At 63.7% G+C, this 24,494-nt stretch carries 25 protein-coding genes; 11 read left to right on the forward strand and 14 right to left on the reverse strand.

Translation table 11 applies throughout. The features are described from left to right. The first annotated feature begins 38 nt into the window (after positions 1-38). Together NMB43_RS02515 and NMB43_RS02520 are read left to right on the forward strand one after the other, a co-directional pair. The gene (locus NMB43_RS02515) at positions 39-647 is read left to right on the forward strand and encodes an isochorismatase family protein (protein WP_494350584.1); all 609 of its coding nucleotides are present in this window, start codon (positions 39-41) and stop codon (positions 645-647) included. A gap of 91 nt (positions 648-738) precedes the next feature. Then, positions 739-1,473: a LuxR C-terminal-related transcriptional regulator gene (locus tag NMB43_RS02520; protein ID WP_494350585.1), complete on the forward strand. Its 735-nt coding sequence runs from the start codon at positions 739-741 to the stop codon at positions 1,471-1,473. Between the two features lie 135 nt (positions 1,474-1,608). Here the strand turns inward: NMB43_RS02520 and NMB43_RS02525 are convergent, their stop codons facing one another. The 3 genes from NMB43_RS02525 to NMB43_RS02535 all read right to left on the reverse strand — a co-directional run bounded on the left by NMB43_RS02525 (position 1,609) and on the right by NMB43_RS02535 (position 5,335). Then, positions 1,609-3,006, reverse strand: coding sequence for a pectate lyase family protein (locus NMB43_RS02525; RefSeq protein WP_494350586.1), 1,398 nt, complete (start codon positions 3,004-3,006; stop codon positions 1,609-1,611). Positions 3,007-3,404: 398 nt separating this feature from the next. After that, positions 3,405-4,046, reverse strand: coding sequence for a Vgb family protein (locus NMB43_RS02530; RefSeq protein ID WP_494350587.1), 642 nt, complete (start codon positions 4,044-4,046; stop codon positions 3,405-3,407). Positions 4,047-4,114: 68 nt separating this feature from the next. Next, a complete protein-coding gene (locus NMB43_RS02535) occupies positions 4,115-5,335 on the reverse strand; it encodes a hypothetical protein (protein WP_494350588.1) in 1,221 nt (406 codons plus the stop codon). A gap of 100 nt (positions 5,336-5,435) precedes the next feature. On the opposite strand from NMB43_RS02535, the gene NMB43_RS02540 reads away from it, so the two are divergent. Together NMB43_RS02540 and NMB43_RS02545 are read left to right on the forward strand one after the other, a co-directional pair. Continuing rightward, positions 5,436-5,891, forward strand: a complete 456-nt coding sequence (locus NMB43_RS02540) for an SRPBCC family protein (RefSeq protein ID WP_494350589.1) — start codon at positions 5,436-5,438, stop codon at positions 5,889-5,891. A gap of 155 nt (positions 5,892-6,046) precedes the next feature. Then, positions 6,047-7,087, forward strand: coding sequence for an IS110 family RNA-guided transposase (locus NMB43_RS02545; RefSeq protein WP_494348248.1), 1,041 nt, complete (start codon positions 6,047-6,049; stop codon positions 7,085-7,087). Positions 7,088-7,399: 312 nt separating this feature from the next. On the opposite strand, the gene NMB43_RS02550 is transcribed toward NMB43_RS02545, so the two are convergent. Further along, a complete protein-coding gene (locus NMB43_RS02550; RefSeq protein ID WP_494350590.1) occupies positions 7,400-8,572 on the reverse strand; it encodes an RES family NAD+ phosphorylase in 1,173 nt (390 codons plus the stop codon). A gap of 363 nt (positions 8,573-8,935) precedes the next feature. Continuing rightward, complete coding sequence (locus tag NMB43_RS02555; protein WP_494350591.1) at positions 8,936-9,367, reverse strand: 2'-5' RNA ligase family protein; 432 nt, start codon at positions 9,365-9,367, stop codon at positions 8,936-8,938. 121 nt (positions 9,368-9,488) lie between these two features. Between NMB43_RS02555 and NMB43_RS02560 the strand changes: the two genes are divergently transcribed. The 4 genes from NMB43_RS02560 to NMB43_RS02575 all read left to right on the forward strand — a co-directional run bounded on the left by NMB43_RS02560 (position 9,489) and on the right by NMB43_RS02575 (position 12,917). Beyond that, on the forward strand, positions 9,489-10,454 hold the full coding sequence (locus NMB43_RS02560; RefSeq protein ID WP_494350592.1) for an oxidoreductase: 966 nt from the start codon (positions 9,489-9,491) through the stop codon (positions 10,452-10,454). A gap of 69 nt (positions 10,455-10,523) precedes the next feature. Continuing rightward, positions 10,524-11,681, forward strand: a complete 1,158-nt coding sequence (locus NMB43_RS02565; protein ID WP_494350593.1) for an alpha/beta hydrolase family protein — start codon at positions 10,524-10,526, stop codon at positions 11,679-11,681. Next, a complete protein-coding gene (locus NMB43_RS02570) occupies positions 11,674-12,510 on the forward strand; it encodes a MipA/OmpV family protein (RefSeq protein ID WP_494350594.1) in 837 nt (278 codons plus the stop codon). The genes NMB43_RS02565 and NMB43_RS02570 overlap by 8 nt, the downstream gene beginning before the upstream one ends. A 41-nt stretch (positions 12,511-12,551) precedes the next feature. Further along, on the forward strand, positions 12,552-12,917 hold the full coding sequence (locus NMB43_RS02575; RefSeq protein ID WP_494350595.1) for a hypothetical protein: 366 nt from the start codon (positions 12,552-12,554) through the stop codon (positions 12,915-12,917). A 4-nt stretch (positions 12,918-12,921) separates the two neighbouring features. Here NMB43_RS02575 and NMB43_RS02580 read toward each other — a convergent pair whose 3' ends face one another. Together NMB43_RS02580 and NMB43_RS02585 are read right to left on the reverse strand one after the other, a co-directional pair. Further along, on the reverse strand, positions 12,922-13,674 hold the full coding sequence (locus tag NMB43_RS02580) for an SDR family oxidoreductase (RefSeq protein WP_494350596.1): 753 nt from the start codon (positions 13,672-13,674) through the stop codon (positions 12,922-12,924). A 26-nt stretch (positions 13,675-13,700) separates the two neighbouring features. After that, on the reverse strand, positions 13,701-14,585 hold the full coding sequence (locus NMB43_RS02585) for an NmrA family NAD(P)-binding protein (RefSeq protein ID WP_494350597.1): 885 nt from the start codon (positions 14,583-14,585) through the stop codon (positions 13,701-13,703). Between the two features lie 160 nt (positions 14,586-14,745). Between NMB43_RS02585 and NMB43_RS02590 the strand changes: the two genes are divergently transcribed. Then, positions 14,746-15,675, forward strand: a complete 930-nt coding sequence (locus tag NMB43_RS02590; RefSeq protein WP_494350598.1) for an AraC family transcriptional regulator — start codon at positions 14,746-14,748, stop codon at positions 15,673-15,675. Between the two features lie 65 nt (positions 15,676-15,740). On the opposite strand, the gene NMB43_RS02595 is transcribed toward NMB43_RS02590, so the two are convergent. The 5 genes from NMB43_RS02595 to NMB43_RS02615 are packed head-to-tail and all read right to left on the reverse strand — an operon-like array spanning position 15,741 to position 19,233. After that, positions 15,741-16,271, reverse strand: a complete 531-nt coding sequence (locus NMB43_RS02595) for a 2'-5' RNA ligase family protein (RefSeq protein WP_494350599.1) — start codon at positions 16,269-16,271, stop codon at positions 15,741-15,743. A gap of 2 nt (positions 16,272-16,273) precedes the next feature. Beyond that, positions 16,274-16,768: a 2-C-methyl-D-erythritol 2,4-cyclodiphosphate synthase gene (gene ispF, locus NMB43_RS02600; protein WP_494350600.1), complete on the reverse strand. Its 495-nt coding sequence runs from the start codon at positions 16,766-16,768 to the stop codon at positions 16,274-16,276. Beyond that, positions 16,765-17,268 carry a GNAT family N-acetyltransferase gene (locus tag NMB43_RS02605; RefSeq protein WP_494350601.1) on the reverse strand — a complete coding sequence of 168 codons (504 nt, stop codon included), beginning with the start codon at positions 17,266-17,268 and terminating at the stop codon, positions 16,765-16,767. Before NMB43_RS02605 ends, ispF begins: the two co-directional genes overlap by 4 nt. Continuing rightward, positions 17,265-18,014: a 2-C-methyl-D-erythritol 4-phosphate cytidylyltransferase gene (gene ispD / locus NMB43_RS02610; RefSeq protein WP_494350602.1), complete on the reverse strand. Its 750-nt coding sequence runs from the start codon at positions 18,012-18,014 to the stop codon at positions 17,265-17,267. The genes NMB43_RS02605 and ispD overlap by 4 nt, the downstream gene beginning before the upstream one ends. Positions 18,015-18,051: 37 nt before the next feature. Continuing rightward, positions 18,052-19,233, reverse strand: coding sequence for a hypothetical protein (locus NMB43_RS02615; protein WP_494350603.1), 1,182 nt, complete (start codon positions 19,231-19,233; stop codon positions 18,052-18,054). On the opposite strand from NMB43_RS02615, the gene NMB43_RS02620 reads away from it, so the two are divergent. After that, positions 19,228-21,189 carry a hypothetical protein gene (locus NMB43_RS02620; RefSeq protein WP_494350604.1) on the forward strand — a complete coding sequence of 654 codons (1,962 nt, stop codon included), beginning with the start codon at positions 19,228-19,230 and terminating at the stop codon, positions 21,187-21,189. The two genes, NMB43_RS02615 and NMB43_RS02620, sit on opposite strands and share 6 nt — an antisense overlap. Here NMB43_RS02620 and NMB43_RS02625 read toward each other — a convergent pair. Continuing rightward, positions 21,179-21,919 (reverse strand): pseudouridine synthase, encoded by a 741-nt coding sequence (locus NMB43_RS02625; RefSeq protein ID WP_494350605.1) that lies wholly within the window; start codon positions 21,917-21,919, stop codon positions 21,179-21,181. The genes NMB43_RS02620 and NMB43_RS02625 overlap by 11 nt on opposite strands. Positions 21,920-22,122: 203 nt before the next feature. Between NMB43_RS02625 and NMB43_RS02630 the strand changes: the two genes are divergently transcribed. Beyond that, on the forward strand, positions 22,123-23,622 hold the full coding sequence (locus NMB43_RS02630) for a cellulase family glycosylhydrolase (protein WP_494350606.1): 1,500 nt from the start codon (positions 22,123-22,125) through the stop codon (positions 23,620-23,622). A 91-nt stretch (positions 23,623-23,713) separates the two neighbouring features. Here NMB43_RS02630 and NMB43_RS02635 read toward each other — a convergent pair whose 3' ends face one another. Continuing rightward, a complete protein-coding gene (locus tag NMB43_RS02635) occupies positions 23,714-24,490 on the reverse strand; it encodes a ferredoxin--NADP reductase (RefSeq protein WP_494350607.1) in 777 nt (258 codons plus the stop codon). Between the last annotated feature and the right edge of the window lie 4 nt (positions 24,491-24,494).

Genomic DNA, 24,494 nt, shown 5'->3' on the forward strand with positions numbered 1-24,494 from the left:
CATGCTTGTATCCATCAAAACTTGATGGAAGAGAAAGCATGAGCGTGAGCTCTACTGACAAAGGCCTTCTGACCCCAGAGAACTGCGTCCTCGTCCTCTTCGACTATCAACACCAGTTGCTTGCCTGCCTGGGCGAGTCGGACCGCGAGGCATTGTTGGTCAATGTGATGACCGTCGCGCAGGCTGCAAGCATATTCAAGCTGCCGGTCATTCTCACCGCGGTAGCGTCACGGGAACTTGGTGGCGAATTCATCCCGCTCTTGCACGAGCAGTTCCCGAACCAGTCGATCATCCAGCGTACCTGCATGAACGCATGGGACTGTCCGGAGTTCGTGACCGCCGTGCGAAAGACAGGGCGCAGGAATGTCATTCTCGCCGCAGCCTGGAGCGAGGCGAACCTGGTCTTCCCTGCCCTGCAGATGATGGAAGATGGCTATTACGTCTACGTCGCAGAGGACGCTTCCTTTGGCATTCGACCTTCCTCGCAGGAGATTGCTATCAGGCGCATTGCACAAGCCGGCGCTGTGTCGCTGTCGGCAGTACAGGTGCTGCTGGAGCTTCAGCGGGACTGGGCCCGAGGTGAGCACTACTCAGAAGTCATTAAGGTCATGAAAGCGCACAGCAGAATCTTCGATCTGAACGACTGACAGCTCTCGGTCAAAAGAAGGGCGTTGGTTACCTCAAACAGGACTTGATTGAGCGTGATGAAGCCAATCAAACGACTTTGGAGAGAGAAAAATGCAAACCAATGAGCGAATCCGTATCCTGATTGAATATCACGATCCGCTGATGGCCGCCGGGCTGACCGCAATTTTGCGCGAACCAGCTGATTTTGAGGTTGTTTCACGGGATCAATGTAATCAGGGAAAAACGGTCCCTGACGTGCTGATCGCTGACTATGAGCAAGGCCTAGAGTGTCTAACTGGCGCCAAGAGCAGTTGTCACATACCTTACGTTGAGTCCCCCAGAGTACTAGTCTTGACTCGACGAGATAGCGAACTGGAAATCAAGCATGCGCTTGCATGTGGAGTACGCGGCTACTTAACCTTGGGATGTAACTTGGACGAACTGGTTAGCGCTGTGCGCACCCTGCATCGCGACATGCCCCACCTTGGCGCCGTTGCTGCCCGTAAGATTGCAGACAGCGTCGCTTCCGCACCGCTTACCACAAGAGAGATGGACGTACTGCGTTTGTTGGTTGAAGGGCACCCCAACAAGGCCATTGCCAAGCATTTGGGAATTGCTGCAGGGACTGTAAAAGTCCACGTGAAAGGGATCTTTCATAAGCTCAATGCAACTAGCCGAACTGAAGTTGTTGCGGTTGCTGATCGTCGTGGGCTGCTGGCCTTGCCGCCACAGGTGTATGCATTGGGGGCGTTTAATGCCGCGTCTGAACGTCGATATGACCTTGGCTGTCTGGAACGACCGCTGCGAACCACGCAATCCGGCGCGGTAAATGTGAACAGGCCCTAGCATCCAGCCGGTCTTGATTGCTGCGAGAAACCGTATTTCAACAAGTCCGAGGCCCTTGCAGAAGCCCCATGACTGTCGCAAAAAAGGGGCCGGAGAACGTCTCCGGCCCCTTTTCCTGACTTCAGCTACCGATGCTTACATCTTGCCCGCGCCAGCACCGCTGGTGACGATGGCCGGCACGTTCGCGGCATTGTCCAGCGAGTAGGCGTACGGGATGCTGATCGTGGTGGTGGACACTACGTTCGGGCCCGCCGGATGCAGCTTGTCGCCGGTCAGCCAGGTGACGCCGCTGCCGAAGATGTTGCCGCTCACCTGCCAGTAGCCCATGTCGTCGGTGTAGAAGGTGCCGATCGGGTTCTGGGCGTTGGTGAAGTAGTTGTTTTCGGCCTTGATCTTGCCGCCGATGCGGGGGTTCATGCCGGATTCAACGATGCCGTTGTAGTAGTTGTTGAAGGCGTGTGCCGTGGCGTGACGCAGCAGCGGTACGCGCGAGTTCAGGTTCTGGAAATGGTTGTGGTGGTAGGTCACCGGGCCGTTGCCACTGTCACCATCACCGGAACCGACGAGGCCGCCACGCTCGGAGTTCTTCAGCAGACTCCAGGACAGCGTCACGTACTTGGTGTTGTCCTTCATGTCGAACAGGCCGTCGTAGCCCTGGGCTTCACCGCCGGAGGCTTCGAGCGTGACGTGGTCGACCCACACATTGGACACATTGGATTCCATGCCGATTGCATCGCCGCCGTTGGAAGTCGGCGAGCCGGACTTCTTCACGTTACGCACATGCACGTTCTGGATGATGATGTTGCGCGCATCACGAATGTGAATGCCGATCTGGTCGAACAGCGCTGCATTACCCACGCCGATGATCGAGATGTTGCTAACGCCCTTGAGCTCGATCACGTCGGCCGCGGTGCTGCAGCTGCCGCTGACCTTGGTGGTGTTGCCGTGATTGATGGTGCCGTTCACGCGAATGATGATGGGCGTGCTGACCGAAGCGCGACCGCACAGGGCTGCATTCAACTGGGTGCCGGTGGAGACGGTGACGGTGGTGCCGCCAGCGCCGCCGGTGGTGCCGCCGTTCTGCGTCGAGAAACCAACCTGGCCCGAACTGCCGGAGCTGGAGCCGCTGGACGATGAGGAACTGGAGGACGAACTGCTCGACGAAGAGCTCGAAGAGGAGGAAGAGCTGCTCGACGAGCTGGAGGAGCTGGACGAGGAACTGCTGCTCGACGAGGAGGAAGACGACGAAGAAGACGACGAGGAGGAACTGGCAACCGGGCCCACCGAGCACCAGGCCGAGCTGGAGAAGCTATTGGTCGGGAAGGCCGAACCGGTACACGCGAAGTTACCCGTCTTCACGGCGTAGACGAAAGAGCCTGACTTGCCCAGGGCAACGTTGCGCGTGCCGCTCATGCTGCAGGTGGCCCCGGTGTTCTGAGCGCACTTGGTGTAGCCGGAGGGATAATCGGTGGCGGCTTGCACGCCACCGGCCAGCAGGCAGGCGAAAACGCCCGCAGTGAGTTTGCGAATCATGTGTTTGTCTCCTCGTTCTGGATTTTTGGTACGAGCAAGACAAACCGCTTAGCCTTGTCGTTGTAGGAATATGTCCTACAGCACAGCCTTCGCCAAGGCGCAGCGCACCATACAGAAAACTGATGGCACTTCAAGGCGTTCTCAGGCGAAGACCGCGCCTTCATCGAGGGCTGTGCCATGTTCTTCGTCACCACTGCGGATGCGCAGGGGCGGTCGGTCAGCTATGCAGAATCTCGTAGTGCCCCGTGCCGTCGGAAGCGGCCAGGTGCCCGCCGGGGGGCTCTTCACCTGGTGAAGCGGGGGCGGGGGACGGATCGACTCCTGTTCATCGTCCTCCAGCAATAGTCCCGGCGGTCGGATCGGGATTCCTGTCGGGTGCCAGGCCCGCGCAGGTGCCCTTACGGTTTCGTCGGCCGGCGCACCGCGCGCAGCTTGCGTGTCGGCCCGCCCCCGCAGAAGAAGCGGTCCGCGCCGTCCGATTCCAGGCCGGAGATGTTCATGCCGGCCGGCATCTGCAGTTGCGCCAGTACCTTGCCGGACTGCGGGTCGACGCGCCGCAGCTCGCTCTCGTCGCCTTCCCAGGTGGCGTGCCACAGCTCGCCCTCCACCCAGGTCACGCCGGTGACGAAACGGTTGGATTCCAGGGTGCGCAGGACTGCGCCGGTCTCCGGGTCGATCTGGTGGATCTTGCGGTTGCGATACTCGCCGACCCACAACAGCCCCTCCGCCCAGGTGAGGCCGGAGTCGCCGCCATTCCCCGGCGCCGGGATCGTCGCCAGCACCTGGCCGGTCGCGGGGTCGATCTTCTGGATGCGCGATTCGGCGATCTGGTACAGGTGCTTGCCGTCGAAGGCGGTGCCGGCATCGGCGGCGACGTCGATGGCGCGCGTGGTCTCGCCGCTCTCGGGATCGAGCGCGCTGAGCTTGTCGCCCGAGGCGAACCAGATGTGGCGGCCGTCGTAGCTGACGCCGTGCACGCCCTCGATGTCGGGGAAGGGGCCGTACTCGCGGAGAACTTCGGCGACAGGGGCTTTGCTCATGATGCAGTCCTCATGCGTGATCCATTCAGCTGGCCCGGCGGTGTTCTCCGGGGTCTTCGCCGTGCATGCTAATCGAGGCCTGCGGGCACGGAGAGCAACAATGCTGTCGTGAATCCCGCGACCGAAGGGGTCATCCAGCGCCGTGCCCGCCCTTGGCCCACCGGCTCCACCTTGCCGGCGGCGGCCAGTGCGTCGAGTGCGCGCTGCACCGTGCGTTGCCCCGTGTTGAGTGCGAGCGCCAGGGCGGAGGTTGACCACGATTCACCGTCGGACAGCAGGGCCAGGATGGCGGCATGCTTCTCCTCGACCGGCCGCGCCAGCACGCACACCTCCACCGCCTGCAGGGGCACGAGCCGGAATCCCGCAGCCGTCGCCTGCAGCGCTGCCAGCGGCGACAGCAGCTTGCGCAGCCGCCCGATCTCCACCCGCAAACGGGCGCGCTGAGATTCATCGGCGAGCTTGAGGCGGAAGGCGCGCGCCACCAGCGTATCGCGCGCCACGTCCGCCGGCCAGGCCTCGGCGAGCGCACGGATCAGCGTGAACAGGATGGGCCGGGTCGCCAGCTCGACGGATTGATCTCCATGCCGCACCGCGTAACGACAGGCATCCACCACCAGCGCATTGGAAGCGAGCACGGCCTCGACCTCGTCGAGCCGCAGTGGTCGCGCTGCGCCCTCCGTGATCAGGCGTGCCGCAGGTGCTGCGAGCAGGGCTGCCACGCCCTCCACCTCGGCCATCAGCGCCGCAATGCCGCTTGCGTGCGCAGCCTGCGCCGCGCGTTGCACGGCCATGCGCGCCTCCGCCGCACGCACGCGGCGCATCGCGATCCCCGCGATCCCCAGCTCATGCGCTGCGCGCAGCGCGGGCGGCAGGGGTGACGGGTCGAGCGCGGCGAGCTTGCCCTCGGCCTTGCGGAGGTGGCCGATCAACAGCAGGCGCCGTACTTCGAGGTAAGCCGCGTGGGCCGCGTTCGCCCGGTCGCCGTATGCCTCCAGCATCACGCGCGCGGCCTCCAGCGCCTGGGTGTCCCAGCTCAGATCGCGTGAAGCGAGCGCAACCTCGGCCTCGGCCACGACGCAGCGTGCCCGGGCCAGGCCCTCGCGTGGGCCAAAGGCGCGCGCCGCGCTGCGCAGCAGGGGCTTGGCGCGCGCGAGGTCGCCCAGTTGGGCCATCGCGATGCCGCGCAGCGCGAGCGCCGACGCGTCATCGCGCAGGGCGACCAGCTTCAGCGCATCCAGTGGATAGCCCAGCGCCAGCGCCCGCGCCGCCGCGGTGATCAGCGAGTCCATCCGAATCCCGACACACTTGTCACTCCCACCCTCCCAGGCTCCGCGCCGAGACTCTCGACCACGACGGATTGTCGTTCAATCAACCCAACGGAGAAACATCATGGTCGATATTGTGCACAGAGTCGGAATCAAGGCGCCGCTGGACGCGGCCTACCGCGCGCTCACCACCCGCGAGGGCCTGGCCGACTGGTGGACCCAGGACACCCAGGGCGACAGCACGCAGGGCGGCATGCTGCGCTTCCGCTTCATCAAGGACGGCGTCGACATGGGTGGCTTCGACATGAAGGTGCTGGCGCTCGAAGCCAACCGCAGCGTGGACTGGCTGGTCACCGACGGGCCGCCGGAATGGGTCGGCACCCGGGTCGGCTTCGAGCTGCGACAAGAGGGCGAGTATGCAATCGTCCTGTTCCGGCACACCGGCTGGAAGGAAGCGAACGAGTTCATGCACCACTGCAGCACCAAGTGGGCCACCTTCCTGATGAGCCTGAAGTCACTGGTCGAAACCGGCAAAGGCCAGCCCAGCCCGAATGACGTACGGGTGGGCGACTGGCACTGAGCGCGGTGAAGGGGGCGGAGGTGACTCCGCCCGCCTGAGCGGCGCGGACGGGACTGCGTAGCGCGTAGGGTAATGACATGGACGCCCCCTACCTGCGACGGCATCGAAGTGCCAAAGTGGAGTTGTCGAGAAACCACTGAGCAGAAGGGGACGTCATGGAAGAGCTTAAGGTAGTTGGGCTGGATGTGGCAAAGAGCGTGTTTCAGGCTCACGGCATCAACAGCCATGGTCGCAAGGTGTGCAGTAAGAAGCTGAGGCGCGGGGAAGTCGTTGCGTACTTTGCTCAACTCCCACCGGTGCTTGTTGGAATGGAGGCGTGCGGCGGTGCGCATCATTGGGCCAGAACGCTCTCAAGCCTGGGTCACCAGATCAAACTCATGGCGCCCCAACATGTAAAGCCCTTCGTTCAGGGCAACAAGACCGATGCACGTGATGCTGCGGCGATTGCAGAGGCGACAACGCGGCAATCGGTGCCCGCGGTGGCCGTTCGCGGCGTGGAAGGCCAGCAGATGCAGGCGCTCCATCGCGTGCGCGATTTATGGATGAAGCAACGCGTGGCACTGGGCAATCAGGTTCGTGGTTTGCTCAGCGAGTTTGGCGAGGTCATCCCCTTGGGTTTTAAGCGACTCAAGCAGGATGTGTCCCAGTGGCAAGCTCGCGCAGGTGTAGAGCTGGTGACACTCAAAGAGCTGATTGCGCAATTGATGCATGCATTGAATGAGCTCGAAGAGCGCATCCGTGCGCTGGAGCTGCGAATCCGTCAGCAGCACAAAGGCAATGCCGCGAGTCGCTTGATCGAGAGCATTCCTGGCGTCGGGCTGTTGAGTGCAACAGCCGTGGTAGCCAGCTTTGGCCGGTGCGACAGTTTTGAGAATGGGCGTAAGTTCGCGAGCTGCCTGGGGCTGACGCCGCGTGAGCACAGCAGTGGTGGCAAGCAAGTGTTATTGGGGATCACCAAGCGGGGCAATGGCTATGTGCGCAAGCTGCTGATTCACGGCGCTCGTGCGGTGCTGCGGCATCTGATGCAGAGCGAGGCGCATGCAGAAGATTGGGTCGTGAAGCTTGCCAAGCGACGTGGGCACAACATTGCTGCAGTCGCGCTTGCGGCCAAGAACGCACGACGAATCTGGGCGATGCTCAGAACAGGAGAAATGTTCCGGGCCGACTACGCGCAAGCCAACTGCGCTTGCGCGTAGTCGGCCCGGTCGAGCACAACGTAGTACCGATCAACGCAACACGGAGGCAGCTCACTCGATTGCCTGGGCAATCTTGAAATGATGGCACCCACAGGTCAGACCGGGGTCATGACAACTCGTCCGAGCCCATGTGCCCTGAGCACGATAGGGTGATTGAGCTGTGACCCGGGAATATCATCATGCGTCAGCAGTCATGCAAGGGCTGCGTCAAAGACCGAATGTATGGCTGCAATCGACTCCGTGAGTCGTCATCATCGAAAAGATTGGTCGTGCAAACGGGGGGCGTCCATGTATGGGCTCACCGAGCCCGCCCTACCCGGCTAAAAATCCTTTGCGGACCATATCGCTCATGAACAGATCATGAGCCTGTTGGTGCACTTCCGATTTGGTTTCGATCGCCGTAATTCGGTGAAAGCGCAGCGAACTAGCAACGAAGGCTAGCTTGTCGCCCCTATTGAATGCCCGTTGCTTGACAGCAGTGCCTTCAGTCATAAGCCTTGCGATCTCCTCAGGTGGGTAGTAGTACTTTTCGCTGATCACGCTTACCTCAGGGAATAGCACGACATTAGTACCGACTTCGCCCGTCTGGACAGATGGAAAGACCAAGCCGTCGACCTGATTGCCGAACTTCAGTCGTAGATACTCAAAAACCACTTGTGTGGATAAGTAGCTCAGATCGTCGTTGCGCCCCTTCGGCTTTGACATCTTTTTTACTAGGGACTTGAGGAAAGTCCTTAGGTGCAGGGATTTTCGGTAGCCGACATCAAGAAAAGTAAGCCTCGGGGGCTCGACCAACTCTAGCTTGGTTAAATCCAGGAGTTTTAGGTGATTCGTGGGGGTTATGGCACCGCTGACCACGTTGTCACCAGTCATGGAGCGGATTTCGCTCAAGCAAGTATCCCTCTCCAAAGAACAATAGAGGGCTGAGATGCCATTTGGTGTCATCCGCTGACTGGTGGCCTTGTCTTTTGGGGTGGGGCCAAGCTCTTTGTGCGGGGTTTTCTCGATTTTCTCGGCAGTCGCGAACGTTTGAACGGTCCTAGCCCTGTAGAGTTCCTGACCCTTGCTAATCGTGCGGACTACTTCAGGTTTCAGCTCCTCGCTCTCAGATGACAGCAGGTGGAAGACCGAGTCGAGGAATACCTTGGCGTTGGGATTGAAGAAGCGGTGGAGGTGCCTAATGTCGGCGATGAACTTCTCCCACTGGCGCTCGTAGATGTTCTGCTCAAGATCACCGTCGTCGGAGAAGTAGTGTCGTTCGTTGCCACGTTCATCCTCCAGGTATTCCTTAGGAATATGAGCTATCAGATCATCAAAGTACGGCTCATCCGCAAGATCAAACCATTCAGACAACACGATGCCAATATCTGCAACTGCGATGTGGTCGGAACCGCACTCATATATCAAGCACAACTCAAAGTGGGTCAGGTCATCTTCTGAAGCAACATTGGCGTCCACCAGCTCAATGATGTGATCAAAGAGCATGACAGACTCAACCACAAGGTCTCTTTGCCCGCAATAGTTGCACTGTCCAAGAAGTCCTTTTGAAACAACAATTTCCTTGAGTTGGCTCGGTGTTACACACCCAGAACAAATCATCCCTATTCTCCTTTGGCGGCCAGACCCAAAAGGGAGTAAATCTATGGCTCGCTGAGCATAACAAGATCGCAGTCTATCCACTCGCACAGAAAGTACTGACCAGGATCCAGAATGACTGCGTTCGCTTTGGCCAAACTTTGAGTAAGTAGCCCAGATGTAGGTGAATGCTGAATCCGGATTTGCGTAGGCATGAGGAGCCCCGGACTTCGCCGAGCTGCATCTACGACAGAGGCGTGGCTTTCACTCAGTTCAAGCCGAGGAAATAGTTGCCCAGCGCTGCAGCAGTTCGTAGTGCCCCGAACCATCCGACACCGCCAGGTGCAGCGCCTCGGGCGTCCAGGTGTGGGGCTGCAAGGCCGGCAAGGTTTGGGGCGTGGCCTTGCGTAGCAGGGTGAGGTGCGGGCGCCAGCCGTGTGGTTCGACGCGCATGCCCAGCGCGCGCATTTCGGCGTGCAGGCGCATCACGGCTGCGTGCAGGGCGGGGTGTGGGACGGCGACGATGAACTGGCCGGCCCAGTATTCGAGGTGGTCGATGTCGAGCGTCACGCGCGGCAGCGGGTGACGTTCGGCCAACTGGCACAGGGCGGGGATGCGCGAGCGCAGTTGTTCTCCGGCGAAGGCGACGGTGACGTGCAGGCCGGCTTCGTTCATGGCACGGCCTTGCAGGCTGCGGGCCTGCATGTGCGGGCGTGTTTATGAGGAACCGCATCTCCCGCTTCATCTTTCTTTACGTTGCGGAGACAGCTCCGCAAACCGATGCAGGCAGCCTTGCTGACATGTGATCAATTGATGAGACAAAGTCGTGAGCATCTGGACAGCATCCTGCATTCCTCCCCAGCGTGGCCGTACGGCGATCGTCACGGGAACTGGTGGCTTGGGACTCCAAACCGCTTTGGCGCTCGCCCGTGTTGGCGCAAACGTCATCATTGCGGGCCGCAATCCATCCAAGGGGGCGGCGGCTGTCAGCCAGATCCGCCAGCATGTCGCGGAAGCAAAAGTGAGGTTTGGCAAGCTGGACCTCGCCAGCCTGGAATCCATCGAGGGATTTGTTCAGAGCGTCCAGAGTTCATACGGCAGCCTGGATCTGTTGGTCAACAACGCGGCGGTCATGGCACCGCCGAAGCGCCATGAAACGGCAGACGGATTCGAACTTCAGTTCGGCACCAACTATCTCAGCCACTTTGCGCTGACGGCCGGTCTCCTTCCGCTCCTGCGCAAGGGCGACAAGCCTCGTGTCGTGACGGTGTCCAGCATCGCCGCCAGAGGTGGGGTGATCAACTTCGAGGACCTGCAGGCGCGACAGCGCTACACACCAATGGCTGCCTACGGCCAATCAAAACTCGCCTGCCTGATGTTCGCGCTTGAGTTGCAGCGTCGCAGTGATGTCGCTGAGTGGGGCATCGAGAGCATCGCTTCCCATCCCGGGGTGACACGCACGGACCTGATACTCAACAACGCCGGCGCGTGGAGCGCTGCAGGTATGGCCCGGCGTTTCCTGTGGTTCCTTTTTCAGCCAGCAGAGCAGGGCGCGTTGCCCACACTCTTTGCTGCCACTGCTCCCCAGGCCTATGGCGGTGCCTATTACGGACCGGACGGAATGGGCGGACTTCGTGGCTATCCCGTCGTTTGCCACGTGCCTTCGCAAGGACTGGACAGGGGGGCTTCTGCCAGGCTGTGGAGCGAATCGGAAAGGCTGACTGGCGTGGCCTATCCCGCCGCGCCGTCAGCGTCGATCCAGGTTGTTCAATCGCTTCACGCAGGCGGATAGCTCAAGTTCTCTTTCGGCTAGCGCACGAGCGGTGCCTGGCCTGGAACCGCTGACGGGGAAAATCTACCGATGCATCACTTCACAACGCGCAGCCTGTGTGGCGCCGCGCCTCACCATCTTGAAGAGCACGCTATCCGACTGACGGAAGCCCTGTCATCCCAGCAGGTGGACATGACGCGGCGAAAACTCAATGCCATGCTCATCATGGCTCCCTTCGCGGCATGGAGTGCGACAAGCAAAGCGCAGTCATTGGCGCCGCCGTATGTCGTCACAGATTTCAACTGGGTCGATCAGGTCCGTTCGCGTCCGGTACCGGTACGCCTCTACTGGCCAAGGGATGCCGTAGCCGAAGCTTCGACGCCACTGGTGGTGTTCTCGCATGGCATAGGTGGTTCGCGACAAGGCTATAGCTACCTCGGGAAACACTTGTCGGCACGTGGCATAGCCTGTCTGCACGTTCAGCATGTTGGCAGTGATGCTGAACTCTGGCGGGGGAATCCGTTCAGCTTGATCGGTCGATTGCAGGCCGCAGCCCAGGAGCGGGAGGCCATCGCGCGTGCGACGGATGTGCGCTTCGCGCTTGATCGCATGCTCGCAGACGAAATGGGCTCTCTTGGCGCGGCGGTTGACCGCCAGCGCCTCGTTGCGGCGGGCCACTCTTACGGTGCCAACACCACACTGTTGACCGTGGGGGCACAGGTTGTGCGAGAGGGCCGGGCGATTGATTGCCTGGACTCCCGCTTCTCTGCGGCCGTGGTGATCTCCGCTCCGCCGTTCTATGGTGAGCACGACCTGGCCGGGATACTGAGCCGGATTGCGGTACCCACGATGCATGTCACCGCGACCGACGATGTGATCGAGATTCCGGGGTATCACTCGGGAGCCGGGGATCGGCTGGATATCTTCAATGCGATCCCCTATCCGGACAAAATGCTTGCGGTGTTCCGTGGCGGCTCCCACAGCATGTTTACCGATCGCGCCCTGACCGGCGGGCCTTGGCTAAATGTGAAGGTGAAGCAGGCAACAGCCGAACTCGCCTGGGCCTTTCTCGAACAGGTGTTCAACGGAAGGGGGGCAGAGCTGGTGCAATGGCAGGCGATGTGGCAACCCATCCTGGCGCGTGTGGCGGGCACCGCTTTCGTGGCGGACCAGTGGCTGTCGGCCGCTGGTGCACCGCAGGGCTTGCCGCCCAGGACGCGTCACCTGCCTGGAGTGGCGCATGCATAAAAAAGCGGTCCATGTTGCCTTGGGCTGGCTGGCCATCAGCAATACGGCGGGTGCCGAGGAGCTTCCCCGCTGGGAGCTTGGTCTGGGCCTGGCGGCCCTGTCCTTGCCTGATTACCGCGGTTCCGACGAATCCTCCAACAGGGTATTTCCGATCCCGTACTTCGTGTATCGGCTGGATTGGTTGAATGCAGACCGTGACGGCCTGCGCGCGAACTTCCTGAAGACGGATGCATTCGATGTGACGCTGAGCGTCAGTGGCTATGCACCGATTTTCAGTAGTGGCAACCGCGCTCGCCAAGGCATGCCGGACCTGGGTTACATGATGGAGCTTGGCCCTTCGCTGGATGTGAAGCTGTGGCGCAACGTGGCCGGGAACCAGAAGCTCGCCCTGGTTCTTCCGGTGCGTGCGGCGGTGGGCCTGGAGGGGGGCGCGCGTTACCAGGGCTGGACCTTCAATCCGCGCCTCACCCTGAACTGGACGCCTGCCAATCACCCTCAGTGGAACTTGATTATGCAAGCGGGGCCGAGGTACGGGAGTGCGCGTTACAACCAGCATTTCTATGACGTTGAAGAGCAGTACGCGACGCCTGCTCGGCCGGCCTACCACGCCTCTTCGGGGTATGCAGGCAGCACGGTCCAGGTGGCGTTATCGCGCCAGCTAGGCGATTTCAGGGCAGTGGCGTACATCCGTTTGGATGACTTGCACGGCGCGAGCTTCGAGGACAGCCCGTTGGTGAAGACACGGAACAACACGACAGTTGGGATGTTCTTCACGTGGACCTTCCTGCGCTCGGCCGAACGGGTGCAGAGCGGACGAGTCGCGCAGTAGAACCCCATCTGCACGCACACAGAAACCATTCGGTGCCGACCATGCCCGCCTACATCCACTACGCCGCCTTCGGATGGCTTGCCGCGAGCGGCGTCCTGCACTTCGTCATCGATGTGCTGTCGCAGTACTTGCGCGGAAAACGCCTCCCCGGCGCGGAGACCACGCTTTACTACGGATTGAACTCCGCGTTCGCTTTGGGGCAGGTGGTATTCGGACTGCTCGGGCTCTATGTGGCTTGGCGGGCCTCGTACCTGCTCCGGGAGACTCCCGTGCTGGCACTGTCTCTGGCCGCGAGTTTGGGCTGGCTTGCCATCGCCTTCCTGTTCATGGAGTACTGGGAGCCGAAGCTGAATGCTGGCATCTTCTGCCTGCTGATTCTCGCCCTCATCGCCATCGGCAAGGCCTGAAGCCTCAGCCGTTGAAGTGCGCAAAGCGCTGGGCGTAATCGCCGTTGCGTTCAGCCCAGCGTTCGCCACTCACCCGTTCGACGAGGATCTCTCCACCTGGTGTCTGTTGCGTCGAAAGCAGATGCATCACTGCGTCGATGTAGTCTGCCAGTGGCATGGCGCGTGGGTCGTGCAACTGCTGTGGGCCGCTCAGCTCGGTCTGCACATAGGGTGGTGCCAGTTCCAGGACTTCGATGCCGGTCGGGCGCAGTTGCACGCGCAGCGATTGCAACCAGGAATGCAGGAAAGCCTTGCTTGCGCAGTACGCCGGGAAGTTGGCGCGAGGCACGAAGGCGAGGCCGGATGTTGTCGTGATGATTGAGGCCGTCTCTTGTTGTCGCAGCAGCGGCAAAAACGCCGTGGTCACGGTCAGCACGCTCATGATGTTGATGTCGATGATGGCCCGCGCCACCGAGAGTGCGGGTGGGTCGGCCAGCAGGTCTTCCGGCCTGGAGATACCGGCGTTGTTGATTAGGACGTTCAGGTACGGCACCTCATCGCGTAGTCGAGCGACGAAAGCCTGCACAGCGTCCGAATCCTGAACGTCGAGCGGGTAGGCCTGCATGCCGGGATGGGTTGCGACGATCTCGTCGAGCAGGTGTTGCCGGCGACCGACGATGACGACCTGGTTGCCGAGTGCATGGAATGCCTCGGCTAGTGCCCGGCCGATGCCGCTGGTGCCGCCGACGACGAGAATGGTGTTGCCTGTCATGCGCATGATGTCGAGTCCTATTATTGGATTGATTAGTCGGTCAGAGCGGGGAGCAGGGCCGCTTCGCACCAGGCGCGGAAGCGTGTCGGCGTGGTGTTCTTGGGGCTCCGCTTTACGCCGAGGTCCAGCCCGAGGCTCTTTGCCCGCGCCATGTCCGTCATGCCTTGCGCCATCGCTTCGGAAAAGCCCGCACGGAGAAGACCCGCCTTATAGGCGTCGAGCGAGATCTGCTGAAAACGTACCGGCTTGCCCAGCACTTCCGACATGACCGCGGCCATGTCGTTGAACGAAATGTTCTCTGGCCCCAGTACCGCCACCTCTTCCTGCCCCGTCCATTCGGTATTGAGTAACTGGCGTGCCGCTACCGCGGCGATGTCGCGCGTTGCGCAACTGGGTAGCTTCAGATCACCGTCAATTGGGGAGAAGAACAGGCCCTGATTCTTGATCGTCGTGGCTTGCCTGAGGATGTTGTCCATGAATGAAGGCAGGGTGAGCGCGCGGAAGTGAGCCCCTGTGCTCGCAATCAGGTCGTCCATGGCCAGCGAGCCGGTGACGTAGCCAGCTTTGGCGGCTTGGGGCGTATGGCGCCCCAGCGCACTGATGCCCACCACGCGCCTCACTCCGCAGGTGAGCAAGGCGTTCGCGGCGGGACGTGTGAAATCCACAAAAGCTTCGAGGATGCTGTCGGCGTGAGGATTCGCCGGGGCGAGCCAGAACACGGCTTCGGCGCCGTCGAACGCGCGCTTTACCACCGCAGCATCGGCATGCGAGCCCGTCACGACCTCGACGCGGCCCATGAGCTCGGTTGGAAGGCTTGCCGAATCTCGTACGATCACTCGCACGGGCGCGCCATGTGCCAACAGAGCGGGCAGGATTTGGCGACCAATCTTGCTTGTAGGGGCGGTGACGACAATCATGAGGAACTCCGGGTTTCGTGTGAGACGCCGGCGGGGTAGCGGGTGATCCGCATTGCCAGGAAATGCCGGGCGAGCGTGCATGGCAGGCACGATATCTTCTCGATGTCGGATGATCCACGGCGTAGGATCCGAGTAATCTTCTTGATCGTCCGGAATTACGATGGACCCGCTCTCCGAAGTCCTCTCGCTGCTCAAGCCGCGCAGCCACATCTCGTCAGGGTTTGATGCCGGAGGTGAATGGGCTGTCCAGTTCTCCAGCCAGCATCTGCTGATCAAGTGCTACGCCATCGTTTCCGGTGCCTGCTGGCTCGTCGTGGAGGGGCAGGCCGACGCTGTAAGGCTCGTTGCAGGCGAGTGTTTCGTCTTGCCCAGTGGTAGACCGTTCCGTCTCGCCAGCGATCCAGGAGTTGCCCCCGTTGATGCTGCAGGCATTTTTCCGCCCGTGCGCGCGGGCGGGGTTGTAACGATCAATGGCGGTGGCGATCTATTCTTGGTCGGCAGTCGTTTTGCGGTAAGCGGGCAGCACGCCTCGATGCTGATGGATCTGCTTCCCCCAATCGTGCACATCCGCCGTGAATCCGAGCAGTCCGCATTGCGCTGGGCCATCGATCGCATGATGCTGGAGCTGCGCGACCAGCAACCGGGAGGTGAGCTGATTGCACAGCACCTCGCACACATGATGCTGATCTCGGCGCTGCGTCTTCACCTGGAAAACACCGCGGAGCCGAGCACGGGCTGGATTGCCGCGCTTGTTGATCGGCACCTCGGCCCTGTCATCCGTGCAATACATGCGAATCCGGGACAGCGCTGGATGCTGCGGGATCTCGCAAGACTTGCCTGTCAGTCTCGCTCCAGTTTTGCTGAGCGTTTCAGAAGAGTCGTCGGCTGTACGCCCATGGAGTACCTGACGCGATGGAGAATGCTTATGGCATGCGAAAGGCTTGGGTCTGGGAAAGAGCGCGTGTCCAGAGTTGCTTCCGATTTAGGCTATGAGTCCGAAAGTGCATTCAGTACGGCATTCAAGCGGGTCTGGGGGCACTCACCACGCGAGTTTGGCCGTAAAGGAGCCGAGAGGGCGCGCGGTGACTGAGTCCGGCCGGTATCGATCTTCACCAGATTCCACTCAGAGGCCGCCAACGGCAGGGTGACAGCCCGCTAGCCGAGTTGCTTGGTGGGCCAGCTATGCAGCAACTCGTAGTGTCCTGAGCCGTCGGACATTGCCAGGTGCCAGGTCTCCAGCGTCCAGGCGCGAGGCGTCAGGGTGGGCAGGTCTTGTGACGGCGCCTTGCGTAGCAGGGTGAGGTGCGGGCGCCAGCCGTGTGGTTCGACGCGCATGCCCAGCGCGCGCATTTCGGCGTGCAGGCGCATCACGGCTGCGTGCAGGGCGGGGGGCACGGTCTGTGGGACGGCGACGACGAACTGGCCGGCCCAGTATTCGAGGTGGTCGATGTCGAGCGTCACGCGCGGCAGCGGGTGACGTTCGGCCAACTGGCACAGGGCGGGGATGCGCGAGCGCAGTTGTTCTCCGGCGAAGGCGACGGTGACGTGCAGACCGGCTTGGTTCATGACGCGGCCTTGCAGGCTGCGCGCCTGCGTGTGCAGTGCATGCGCCAGCACGGCCGGCGGCCACAGGGCGAAGAACAGGCGCAGCGGCTGTTCGGGCGGGCTGCCGAACAGGTCGTTCATGCTCAGGCGCGGGCGAGCAGGGCGACGGCTTGCGTGGCGATGCCTTCGCCGCGGCCGAGGTGGCCCAGCTTCTCGTTGGTCTTGCCCTTCACGTTGACGCAGGCAGGTTCGATGCCGAGGTCGGCCGCGATGTGGGCGACCATCTGTGCGGCATGCGGTGAAATCTTCGGGGCCTGCGCGATGATGGTGGCATCGACGTTGACGACGGCCCAGCCGGCTTCGCGCACGCGGCGCATGGCTTCGCGCAGCAGCACGCGGCTGTCGGCGTCCTTGTGGGCGGCGTCGGTGTCGGGGAACAGGCGGCCGATGTCGCCCAGGCCTGCCGCGCCGAGGATGGCGTCGGTGATGGCGTGCAGCAGCGCATCGGCGTCGGAGTGGCCCAGCAGGCCCTTGTCGTAGGGAATCTCGACGCCGCCGAGGATCAGCTTGCGGCCCTCGACCAGGCGGTGCACGTCCAGGCCCTGGCCGATGCGGAACGAGAAGGCGTCGAGGCTCATGGTGTGGCTCCTTTTGCAAGTTCAAGCGCCAGCGTGCGTGTGCGTGGCACCAGGCCGAGCTTGGCGTAGAGCGCCAGCGCGGCAGGGTTGAATTCCCAGACATTGAGGCGGACTTCCTGCGCCCCGGCCAGGCGGGCCCGCTGCATGCCTTCGCGCATCAGGGCCAGGCCGATGCCGCGCCGGCGAAAGCCGTCTTCCACCGCCAGCGTGGACACGCGGAACAGGCGGCGTGCCTTGAGCAGCGGGCCGGAGGGTTCGTCCACGATCTGCCCGATGAGCATGCCGGCGAATCGTCCCGGCTCGCCCATCTCGGCCGTCAGGCAGAGCGCGCCCGTGCCGTGGAGGCAGCGTGCCCAGTAGGCGCGTTGCTCGGGTGCGGCGTCCGCGCCGCGGAACAGTTGCGGCCACTGCGCATGGTGAGCCAGGCTCACCTGCATGCCGAGCGCGGCGATGTCCGCCAGGTCGCCGTCGCGGGCATCGCGGATGCGCGGGGCGCTCATGCCGGGCGTGGCTCCGCGCGTGCGCGCAGGATCAGCTCGGCGAGCTGCATGTCCTGCGGATAGGTGATCTTGAAGTTGGTGGCATCCGCCGCCACCAGGCGAGGCGCGAGGCCCAGGGCTTCGATCGCGCCGGCTTCGTCGGTGACGGCGCGCGCGCTGCCCAGGGCGCGTAGCAGCAGGCCATGGCGGAACATCTGCGGGGTCTGCGCCTGCCACATGGCGTCGCGCGACACGGTGTCGGCCACGCGGCTGGCGGCATCGCTACGCTTGAGCGTGTCGGCCACCGGTTGGGCCAGGATGCCGCCCACGGCGTCGTCGCGCAGCGCGTCGATCAGCGCGTCGACCTGGGTGATGCCAAGGCAGGCGCGTGCGGCGTCGTGCACCAGCATCCAGTCCTCGGGCTGCACGTCGCTCGCCAGTGCGGCCAGCGCGTTGGCCACGCTGTCGGCGCGCGTCGCGCCGCCCACGCGCAGCACCTGCAGCTTGTCGCCCAGGGCGGACCAGTCCTGCGTCTCCCACCATTCGTCCTGCGGTGACAGCACCACGCACACGCGGCTGATGCGCGGCACCGCGCACAGCGTGGCCAGCGCGTGCCACATCAATGGCCGGCCGGCCAGGGGCAGGTACTGCTTGGGGCAGGCGGCGCCCATGCGGCTGCCGGAGCCGGCGGCGGGCACGATCGCGATGAAGCGCGGAGAGGTGACGGGAGCGGCGGCGGCAGGAGTGCTGGGAGAAACGGAGTCCATCGGCCGATTTTACCGGAGCCCATCCCGCGCGCAGGGATCAGGGCCGCATCCAGGCGTTGCCGACGGTCACGTAGACCGCATTGCCGTCGCGGCTGCGGGCGAGGTCCAGGCCCAGGTGGAGGCCGTACTTGCGGGCGATTTCGTAACGGAAGCCGAAGCCGCCGGCGAGCACCTCGCGCTTGGATTCGAAATGGTCGAAGTCGGTCCAGGCCTGGCCGCCGCCGGCGAAGGCGACGAGGCTGTAGCGCTGGTAGAACTGCCAGCGCAGCTCGGCCTCGACCTGGGCGACCTGCTCGCCCTGGTAGCGCATGGCCGGCACGCCGCGCATGCTGACGAAGGGTTGCAGGTAGAAGGGCACCTCGCCATGCGAACTGGTCAGGCTGCCGTGCATGCCGAGCCACCACTTTGATGCCAGGGGCATGAAGTGCAGCCCCATCAGGTTGTAGCGCTGGAAGTCGGTGTCGCTGCCGAGCGACTTGCTGAACACTCCGCCGCTCAGCTCCAGCATGCTGCCGGCGCCCGGCGTGAAGGGCGAGTCGCGCGAGTCATAGCTGAGCAGGGGCAGCAGGCCGCCGACGCGCGACTCGCGGGCAAAGCTGGGCAGGCCCGGCGTGCCGAAGGGGGCCTCGAAGCTGATCGTGGTGGAGGCCAGCGCATAGCCCAGGCCCACCCACCAGGGTGATTGCCCGAGGCGGTAGCGTGCCTGAGCCAGGGCGAGCTCAGTGTCCATGGTGTAGGCGAGCGGCGCATCCTGCAGCGCCGGTACGCGGCCGACGCCGTAGAAGTCGAGATTGACCTTGGCCTTCATGACCGCGGCCACGGTCTTGAGGCGGTCGTCCATCCAGTGCCGCACGTCGCCGGCAAAGCCCCCGCGCGTACCGTTCTCGGTGCCCAGCGCGCCGACCACGCTGATGTTGGGGCGGCCGAAGCCAGCGCGTGAATCCTCCTGCGCCGGCTTGTCGATGAAGGCGACTGCGCCCACCGCACCGAAGCCCACAGCCGGTTCGGTGATCGGGACCACGACCGGCAGGAAGCCATAGGCCTGGTCGAGAAAGCCGGAGACGTCGAGCTGACCGTCCTCCTGCGACCAGAAACGCGGGTCGGCTTCCTCGGCTTGCGCCGCCGGTGTCAGGAGCAGGAGCGCCAGCAGGCTGATGGCGACCGGAGCTAGGCGGGGCCGGGTGTCCATGATGCGTGTGGAGGTGACGAAGGCATGCATGATAGCTGCGTGCCCGCGGCCTTCCCAGCGCCGCCGGCGCTTGCCGGGCGGCGCCGGGCCTGCAAGCATGGCGGCTTCGTCGCGGAGGATTCGCCCATGTTGTTGCGTCTGTCGTGCTGCCTGTGTGCCCTGTTCTTCAGTCTGCCGGGCTGGGCGGGCTGGGCCGCGCTGGATGACGCCCGGATCGACACCCTGGCGGCTTGGTTGCCGGCGGTTCCCTCAGGTTTCGGCCCGTCTTGCTCAGACCGTGCGGCCTGGGCGGCGCAGGCGCCGCGCCTGGGCGAGTTGCGCAAGGCGGCCGACAAGCTGCTGGCGCAGGACTTCCCGCCCTGGGATGAAGAGGCCTACCTGGAGTACTCGCGCAGCGGCCAGCGCCCGCGCGGCGAGCGCATGATGAACGCGCGCAAGGCCTGGCTCTACCCGCTGGTGCTGGCCGAGTGCGCCGACTACGCGGGGCGCTACCTGCCGGCACTGGAGCGCACCCTGGATGAACTGCTGCGCCAGCCGACCTGGACCTGGGCCGCGCATGACAGCCGGCTGAACAATCTGCGCGGCGCACGCTACGAAGTCGACCTGCTGGCCGCCGATACCGCGCTGGACCTCGCGCAGACGATCCACCTGCTGGGCGACAGGCTGCCGCCGGCGCTGCGCGCGCGCGTGCTGGGCGCGCTGGAGGCGCGCGTGTTCGGCCCGCTGCGGACCTCGTTGCAGACCGGCAAGGATCACTGGTGGCTCAGCGCCGAGCACAACTGGAACGCGGTGTGCCTGTCGGGCGTGGTCGGCGCGGCGCTCACCGTGCTGCCCGACGTGCGAGAGCGCGCCGTGTTCGCGGCCGCCGGCGAGCATTACAGCCGCAACTATCTGAAGGGCTTTCCCGCCGACGGCTATTCGCCGGAAGGGCCGGGCTACTGGAACTACGGCTTCTCGCACTTCACGATGCTGCGGGCGCGCCTGATGCAGGCCACGGGCAATCGCCTGGACCTGTTCGCCGACGACAGGCTGCCCGCCATCGCGCGCTACGGCTTCGGCATCGAGATGCTGCCCGGCAATGTGGCGGCCTTCGGCGACGCTTCGCCGAACACACGCATCGACGACTGGACGCGGGCCTATCTGCAGGACGCCTTTTCGGTGCAGCCCAAAGGGCGTTTTGCGGCCTTGCCGGTACCTGCCAGCCAGCGTGCCAACGACGCGCCGCTGACGGCCGCGCTGGCCAGCCTGTTCCTGCCGGTGGCGCCGGCGCGCCCGGTGGCGGACCTGGCCGAGCCGGGGCTGCGCAGCTATTTCGCCGAGGCCGGTGTGCTGGTCGCACGGCCCGTGCCGGGCAAGCGCCTGGGCGTCTCGATCAAGGCCGGCGGCAATGGCAACCACAGCCATAACGACATCGGCAGCTACAGCATCGCGCTGGGCGCGGAGCAGCCCACTGGCGACCCCGGCATGACGGTGTATTCGGCCAAGACCTTCTCGAAAGCGCGCTACACGATCCGCGCGATCAACTCCTGGGGGCATCCGCTGCCGGTCGTTGACGGCGAGTTGCAGCGCGAGGCGACCAAGGTGAAGCCGCGCGTGCTGGCGACCGCCTTCTCGGATGCGCGCGAGCAGATCATGCTGGACCTCGCGCCGGCCTACGCCAGCCCCAAGTTGCAGATGCTCACGCGTGAGCTGCGCTTCCTGCGCGAGGCGGAGGGGCGGATCGAGATCGAGGACCGTTTCGCCTATGTCCGCGCCGCCACCTTCGAGACGGCGCTCATCACGCGCGGTAGCTGGCAGCAGCAGGAGGATGGCAGTCTGCTGCTGTGGCACCGCAACGAGCGCCTGCAGGCGCGCATCGAGGCCAGCGCGCCCTACACCCTGCAGGCCGAGACGGTGGACGAGGAAGGGCTGCGCTTCACGCGCCTCGCCATCGGCTTGCGCGAGGCGCAGCAAGAAGGCTTCGTGCGCGTGGTGTTCACGCCATGAACGCGGTGTCCAGCGCGGCCTGCCAGCCCAGCGCGCGGCACGGCGCGAGGAAGTCTTCGCCCGGCGGGCAACTCAGCACCAGCGGCGTGCCGCTGACCGGGTGGGTCAGTGCCAGGCCGCAGCAGGCCAGCAACAGGCGATGACATTCGAATAGCTGCTGGAAGGCGCGGTTGTGCACGCCCTTGCCATAGGTCGCGTCGCCGATGATCGGATGCGCGATGTGCTTGAGGTGGCGGCGCAACTGGTGGCGGCGCCCGGTCTCCGGTTCCAGCGCCAACAACGCGTAGCGCGTGCTCGGGTAGCGCTCCACAGCGACCGGAATCTCGGCCGTGGCGAGGCGCCGGTAGTAGGTGCGCGCCGCCTGCGCGGCTTCGCCGGCCTGCTCGTGGCGGAATTCGTAGTCGTCGGTGATGCGCTTGAGCGGGTGCCCGATCACGCCCTCCTCCTGCGGCCAGCCGCGTACCACGGCGAGGTAGCGCTTGCTCACCGCCTGCGTCTCGAAGGCACGCGCGGCCTCCGCCAGCACTGCCTTGTCCAGCGCGAACAGCAGCAGGCCCGAGGTGCCGCGGTCCAGACGATGCACCGGATAGACCGTCTGGCCGATCTGGTCGCGCAGCAACTGCACGGCGAAGCGCGTCTCATGGCGGTCCAGCATGCTGCGATGGACCAGCAGGCCGGCCGGCTTGTTGATCGCCACCAGCCACTCGTCCCGATAGACCACCTCAAGCATCGAACCCGCCCTCCGTCGGAGCCGTCCGACTGGCGTATCCGGATGGCCGACGGAGCGCCGTGACCCTGGCTGCCTTGTAGCCTATAAATCCCTCCTGCAACGCACAAAAATAATCACTCAGCATATTTGGATAATTAGGCAGATTTGGCGATCCGGCCAGTCTGTCCGAGGAGACAGTCATGACCACTGGCGTGAAACCAGGCGTGAAACGATTTACCCGCAAACTGTTGGCCGGGGCGGTCAGTTGCCTGGCGATGGCGGCCATGGCGGCCAGCAGCCCCTACGAGATCACCCGCAACATGATGCCGGGCTGGAACCTCGGCAACACGCTCGACGCCCTGGGCGGCGAGACCAACTGGGGCAACCCCGTCACCACCAAGGCGATGATCGACACCGTGCGGGCAGCGGGCTTCAAGTCGCTGCGCGTGCCGGTGAGCTGGGACGATTTTACCGCCAGCGATTACACGATTGCCGCGACGCGCCTCGCGCGGGCGGCCGAGGTGGTGCAGTACGGCCTGGACAACGGCATGGTGGTGATCATCAACGTGCATCACACCAATGGCTGGCAGGCGCCGACCTATGCCAACGAGGCGGCGGCCAAGGCGCGCCTGGTCAAGCTGTGGCAGCAGATCGCCACGCGCTTTCGTGACCATGATGCCGACAAGCTGATCTTCGAAACCATGAATGAGCCGCGGGTGGGCGACGACTGGTGGGGCAAGCAGGAGTACTTCGACGTGGTCAACCGCCTCAACGCGGCGGCGCTGGCCACGATACGCGCCACCGGCGGCAACAACGCCAAGCGCCTGGTGATGCTGCCGACCTATGTGGCCGGTCCCTACGACTACCAGATCGACGCTTTCGTGAAGCCCAGCGATCCGATGCTGGCCTTGTCGGTCCATGGCTACCTGCCGTATTCCTTCGCCATGGAGCGCCCGGGCACCGCGCAGTTCACCGACACGGCGGCGGTCGACAGCATGTTCCAGCGCCTCAACACCAAGTATCACGCCAAGGGTACGCCGGTGGTGATGGGCGAGTGGGCCTCGACCAACAAGAACAACCTGGCCGAGCGTGTGCGGCATGCCGAGTATTTCGTGCGCTCGGCCGGCAAGTACGGCATCCCCGTGATGTGGTGGGACAACGGCGTGGTGACTGCCAGTGACAACGACGCGATGGCCTTGCTAGACCGCAAGGCGCGTACCTGGGTGTTCCCCGAGATCGTGACCGCGATCATGCGCGGCGCGGCGAGCGGGTCGTCCAGCAGCAGTAGCAGCTCGTCTTCCAGCAGCAGCTCGTCGTCGAGTTCATCGTCGAGCAGCAGTTCTTCCAGCTCGTCCTCGTCGAGCAGCAGCAGTTCGTCATCCAGTTCTTCGTCCAGCAGCAGCTCGTCCAGCTCCTCTTCCGGCGGATCCGCATCGTCCAGCTCCTCCTCGGGCGGGAGCGGTGGCGTGAGCATCGTCGCCAAGGTGAACAACGACTGGGGATCGGGCTTCTGTGGCGCGATCACCGTCACCAACACCGGCAGCAGCGTGGTGGAGGCCTGGAGCGGCAGCTTCACGCTGCCCACCAGTGGAAAGGTCGGCAATCTGTGGAACGCTACCTGGTCGCAGAGCGGCAACCAGGTCTCGCTGCGTTCCATGTCGTGGAACGCAAGGCTGGCGCCGGGAGCCTCATTCACCGGCGCCGGTTTCTGCGGCTCGCGCTGAAAGGTGCGAGGTGCCGGCCCGGGCCGGCGCGAAGCTTGAGCATCCTCCCTTTGGGGCCGGTTCGCCGGCCCTTCTTTTTTTGAGAGTGTGCTTACTTCTCGACGAAGGCGCGCTCGATCACATAGTCGCCCGGCTCGCCGATGCGCGGCGAGACCTGCAGGCCCAGGCGGTCGAGCAGGGCGGCGGTGTCGGCCAGCATGGCCGGGCTGCCGCACAGCATGGCCCGGTCCTGTGCCGGATCGAGGGCAGGCAGGCCGATGTCGCTGAACAGCTTGCCCGAGTCAATGAGATCGGTGAGCCGGCCCTGGTTGCGGAAGGGCTCACGCGTGACGGTGGGGTAGTAGATCAGCTTGTCGCGCACCTGCTCGCCGAAGAACTCGTTCTGCGGCAGTTCGTTCTCGATGAAATCGGCATAGGCCAGTTCGCTGACCCAGCGCACGCCGTGTACCAGGATGATCTTGTCGAAGCGCTCGTAGGTCTCGGGGTCCTGGATCGTGCTCATGAAGGGGGCCAGGCCGGTGCCCGTCGACAACAGGTACAGGTGGCGACCGGGGCGCAGGTCGTCGAGCACCAGCGTGCCGGTGGGCTTGCGACTCACCAGCAACTCGTCGCCGACCTTCAGGTGCTGCAGGCGGGAGGTCAGCGGGCCGTTCTCGACCTTGATGCTGAAGAACTCCAGGTGTTCCTCGTAGTTGGCGCTGGCGATGCTGTAAGCGCGCAGCAGCGGACGCTCATTGACCTGCAGGCCGATCATGACGAACTGCCCATTCTCGAAGCGCAGACCATCGTTGCGCGTGGTGCGGAAGCTGAACAGCGTGTCGTTCCAGTGATGGACGCTCAGTACCTTCTCGGTGCTCAAGTTGCTCATGTTC

Source organism: Uliginosibacterium sangjuense, assembly GCF_059132465.1.